The following is a 4,281-nucleotide window of genomic DNA, read 5'->3' on the forward strand; positions in this document are numbered from 1 at the left end:
GGCGGCCCGAGGCGCCTCATCCCCTCGCCGCGCGGCGGCGTTCTCGCCACGCATCGACGCTCCACGGCCCCGCCCCCGCGGCGGAGCAGTAGAGCCACAGGAAGCAGAACAGGATCGCCGGCTGGCCCTGGTTGAGGACCGGCCAGGGGCCGAGCGGCGCGTGTCCATGGAAGTACGCGACCGCCATCTCCCCGGAGAGGACGAACGCGACGGGCCGGGTGAACGCGCCGGCGAGCAGGAGTCCGCCGCCGAAGACCTCCAGGACGCCCGCGACCCACGCCAGCGAGCCTGCGCTCGCCGTGCCGCCGCCGGGCATGACCGCGACCGGCACGGCGAAAAGCTTCGCCGTGCCGACGTGCATGAAGAGGAGCGCCGCGACGATCCGGACGAGGCTCAGGATCTCGGGCGCCCGGGACCGCCAGCGGGCCGCGACGCCGGCCGCCGTCATCGCGCGACCTCCCGCACGTGTTCGCCGAGGCGGCCGAGCGTCTGGCCGAGCCCGTCGACCGCATGGAACGTCTCGACCGTGCGGTCCCGGTCGGCCGCGGACGGGAACAGCATCCGCACCGTCACTCGCGTCTTCTTTCCCTCCTCGGAGAAGAGCACCGTCATGCGGAATCGCGGTCCGGAGAGGTGGTCGTAGACGAGCCGTTCGGGCGGGAGGACCTCGAGGTAGACGATTCGGTTCGGGTAGTCGGTTCCATCCGGTCCGTGCATCACGAACCGCCGGTCGCCGCCGGGGCGCACGTCCATCGTCTCGATCGTGGTGCGGAATCCGTCCGGCCCCCACCATTTCGCGACGTGCCCGGGTTCCGTCCACACCCGGAAGACGAGGTCCCGCGGCGCGTCGAAGATCCGCGACGCCGTGATCTCCCGCTCACCCGTCGCGGCCGCGGCCCGCTCGGCTCCCGGGGCGAGGTCGATGTCGGTCAGGGTCTCCTCCAGCCGATCGAGGCTCAGCGACCAGCCCTCGCCCATCCCGACCTCGAAGTGGGCGTCGCGGTGGCCGTTCGACTCGAACCGCGTCCGGATCGTGACCTTCGTCTTCCTCCCTTCCTCTTCGAACCGCACCGTCATGACGAGGTCGCCGCTCCGCTCCCCTCTTCGATGCCGGTTCATCGCCTCGTGCCAGCCGGGCGGGTGCTCGGAGGTGTCGGCGGTGAAGACGAGCCGTTCGGGCGCCGAGACCTCCCGGTAGATCCCCTTGATCGGATACTCCGTTCCGTCGGCGCTCCGCATGACGATCCGGTAGGCGCCGCCGGGTCGGACGTCCATCTCGCAGACGGGGTTCGTCATCCCTCGCGGTCCCCACCACCGGGCCATGTGGCGGGGCTCGGTGAATGCGCGGAACACGAGCGAGCGCGGCGCGTCGAAGACGCGCGTGACGACGATCTCGCGATCCTCGATCTCGACCGACGTCGGCCCGGACTCAGCTCTTTCGGCGTTTGGCGCGGCCATGTTTCCTCTCCTCCTTCTGAAGCTCTTCGAGGTAATCGTCCAGACGATCGAAGCTCTCTTCCCAGAACCGGCGGTATGCCTCCACCCAGTCGGCGACGCCCCGGAGCGGCTTCGCCTGCAGCCGGCAGGGCCGCCACTGCGCATCCCGGCCGCGTGCGATCAGCCCGGCCTGCTCGAGCACCTTCAGGTGCCGCGACACTGCGGGAAGGGAGATCGCGAACGGCTCAGCGAGCTCGCCGACCGTCGCCTCGCCGCCCGACAGCCGCGCGAGGATCGCGCGGCGCGTGGGGTCCGCGAGCGCGGCGAAGGTCGCGGTCAGCGGGTCCGCCGTCGTCGATCCCCCGGCCGCCGTATTTAACATATCAGTTAAATACAGCTCGCCGGCGGGGGATGTCAAGCGGATTTTCGACGAGGCGTCCCGGGCCGGGAAGTCAGGACGGCCGCGGGTTCATCCGGACGATCGCGGCGTTGAGAGACGCCGCGAACAGGACCCAGGCGGCATACGGGAGGAACAGGCCCGCCGCGACGGTCGAAAACGGGCGCGCGGCGAGGATGAACGCGACGATCGCCGCAAGGAGCAGAACGATGTCGACGAGCGCCGCGGCGGGGAGGTGCCGGCCGAAAAAGAGCCACGACCACGCGGAATTGGCCGCGAGCTGGAAACCCCAGATCCCGAGCGGCAGGAGCGCCCCGGCCCCGCCGGAGCGCCAGACGAGCCAGCCGGCGGCGGCGATCGCGAGATAGATGAGCGACCAGACCGGTGCGAATAGCCAGCCGGGCGGCGTCCACGAAGGCTTGGCGAGCGCCGCGTACCACGCGCCCGGGCGGAAGCGGCCCGCGATGAACGCCGTGACGGCGACCGCCCCGAGGAACGGGATCAGACCGATCCAGCGGGAAATCACGAGTTCGGCGCCGCGCGGCGCGCCTGGCGCGCCGCGAAAACAGACGCGTGCCGGGCCGTGACGATCACGGCTGGGACGGCGGCGGAACCGGTATCGGCAGAATGCTCGCGACTTTCCACCGGCCGTCGGTCCCGACCATGACCGGGTTCATCAGAAATCGCGTGCCCCGGGCGGGCTGCCCCGACGCCGCGAACCGATTTCGTTTCATGTCGTTCTTCTCCGCCCGTCAGGCGCCCGGCGCCGGCACGGCCGCCGGAACCGTTTCCTCGGCCGAACGCCGCGTTCCGAGATCGCGCAGCAGACCGTCCCGGATGTCGTAGATCCAGCCGTGCACGGAGAGGTCTTCTCCCCGGGCCCAAGCTTCCCGCACGATCGTCGTGCGGCCGACGTTCTCCATCTGGGCGAGCACGTTCAGCTCGCAGAGCCTTTCGTGGCGGCGATCCTCCGTGTCGAGCGCGTCGACCACGTCCCGGTGCCGCTCATGGACGTCCTGGATCTGCCGGAGCCAGTTGTCGATCAGCCCCAGGCGGGCGTCCCGGAGCGCGGCCAGAACGCCGCCGCACCCGTAGTGCCCGCACACGATGACGTGCCTGACTCGGAGCACTTCGACCGCGAACTGGATCGTCGCCAGGCAGTTGAAATCGGTGTGCGACACGAGATTGGCGACGTTGCGGTGCACGAACATCTCTCCCGGCATCAGTCCGACGATCTGATTGGCGGGAACGCGGCTGTCGGAGCACCCGATCCAGAGGAACCGCGGCTCCTGCTGCCGCGCGAGCCGCGAGAAGAAGCCGGGATCGCGGCGCGTCAGCTCCCGCGCCCAGGCGCGATTGTTCTCGAAGAGATCGCTCAGGTCGTTCATCGAAAGTCACCCCCGATTCTATCGTCCGGGCGCCAGCCCGTCGCGCTTCGCGGCCGGCCGGCTCGAGCCTTCCGACCGCCCGCGAGCACGATCGACGCCGCGACGAGATTCGCTTCGACCAGCTGGTGAGCGTATTCGGCCACCGACCGCCCGCCCGCGCCGCCGCGGAGCGCGAGATCCCGCCGGGAGATTCCGGCGAGCGAGACCGCGGGGGATCGCCGTCCACCGGGCGAGCGTCCTCGGCGGCCGTCGTACGCGCTTTCCTTCACCGCCGCCATTCGGATAGGTCCTCGGCGCAGCGCGCCGCGATGATCAATGCCGCTCCGCGGGACTCAGCGCGGCGTCTTGAATTCGACCACGATGAGGCGAATCGTCGTCGTCCCCACGTTTTCCGCCCAGTGGGTGGTGATCGGCTCCCGGTAGCTCGTGTCTCCCGGGTGGAGCTCCGCCTCCGTGATGGCGCCGTTCGCCGCGTGATTCCGAACCTTCCCGCCCTCGATCACGTAGACGAGGCTCGCGGGATGCGAGTGCGGCTGCTCCTGGTCGCCGGGCTTGAGCACCGCTTCGAAGACCCGCACCCGGTCGTTGTCGAGGGTCACGTGGACGGTCCGGGAATTGACGACCGCCGCGTCCTGCGCGCGGGACGCGGCCGCAACGCCGAGCCACCCGGCCGCCGCGAAGATTCCGATGAACACTCCCATTTTCGTCACGGTTCTTCTCCTCCTGCTCGTGTCTGCGCTATCCGCCCGTCGGGCGTTCCGGTGGCTCGCGGTCGCTCAGGATCGAAAGGTACGCCTTCCACGGGCCGACCGCCGCCCGATACTCCTTCGCCATCGTGCGGGCGATCTGCCCCACGTGATCGAGATCGTGGACCGTCCACGTCGCCAGGAGCTGGCCGAGCGTGACCGTTCCCAGCTCCGGATGCGTTCCCGTTCGCTCGAGATCCGCCGGAGTCAGGTTCATCGCCCGCAGCGCGCCGAGGCTCTCCCGTCGCGCAGTCTCGAAACGGGCGAGCAGCTCGGCGAGAGTCGTTCCCCGGCTCTCGGCGAATTGCGCTTC

8 protein-coding genes and 1 pseudogene are annotated in these 4,281 nt (G+C 70.0%); all 9 read right to left on the reverse strand.

Going from position 1 to position 4,281, the window contains the following annotated elements; genetic code table 11:
- Positions 1-16: 16 nt before the first annotated feature.
- Positions 17-448, reverse strand: a complete 432-nt coding sequence (locus VFS34_01080) for a DoxX family protein (GenBank protein HET9793024.1) — start codon at positions 446-448, stop codon at positions 17-19.
- Positions 445-924, reverse strand: a complete 480-nt coding sequence (locus tag VFS34_01085; protein HET9793025.1) for an SRPBCC family protein — start codon at positions 922-924, stop codon at positions 445-447. The genes VFS34_01080 and VFS34_01085 overlap by 4 nt, the downstream gene beginning before the upstream one ends.
- An 18-nt stretch (positions 925-942) precedes the next feature.
- Positions 943-1,458 (reverse strand): annotated as a pseudogene (locus VFS34_01090) (SRPBCC domain-containing protein).
- Positions 1,430-1,819, reverse strand: coding sequence for a metalloregulator ArsR/SmtB family transcription factor (locus VFS34_01095; protein ID HET9793026.1), 390 nt, complete (start codon positions 1,817-1,819; stop codon positions 1,430-1,432). The pseudogene VFS34_01090 and the gene VFS34_01095 overlap by 29 nt, the downstream one beginning before the upstream one ends.
- 70 nt (positions 1,820-1,889) lie before the next feature.
- Entirely contained in the window at positions 1,890-2,360 is a 471-nt protein-coding gene (locus VFS34_01100; GenBank protein HET9793027.1) for a TspO/MBR family protein, read from the reverse strand.
- A gap of 64 nt (positions 2,361-2,424) precedes the next feature.
- Positions 2,425-2,568: a hypothetical protein gene (locus tag VFS34_01105; GenBank protein HET9793028.1), complete on the reverse strand. Its 144-nt coding sequence runs from the start codon at positions 2,566-2,568 to the stop codon at positions 2,425-2,427.
- Positions 2,569-2,586: 18 nt separating this feature from the next.
- A complete protein-coding gene (gene can, locus VFS34_01110) occupies positions 2,587-3,222 on the reverse strand; it encodes a carbonate dehydratase (GenBank protein ID HET9793029.1) in 636 nt (211 codons plus the stop codon).
- Positions 3,223-3,554: 332 nt separating this feature from the next.
- Positions 3,555-3,923, reverse strand: coding sequence for a cupin domain-containing protein (locus VFS34_01115; GenBank protein HET9793030.1), 369 nt, complete (start codon positions 3,921-3,923; stop codon positions 3,555-3,557).
- 37 nt (positions 3,924-3,960) lie between these two features.
- Positions 3,961-4,281 (reverse strand): DinB family protein (locus VFS34_01120; GenBank protein ID HET9793031.1); only part of this gene is annotated, 321 nt, incomplete at its 5' end.

It is taken from the genome of Thermoanaerobaculia bacterium (assembly GCA_035717485.1).
Taxonomy (GTDB): Bacteria; Acidobacteriota; Thermoanaerobaculia; order UBA5066; family DATFVB01; genus DATFVB01.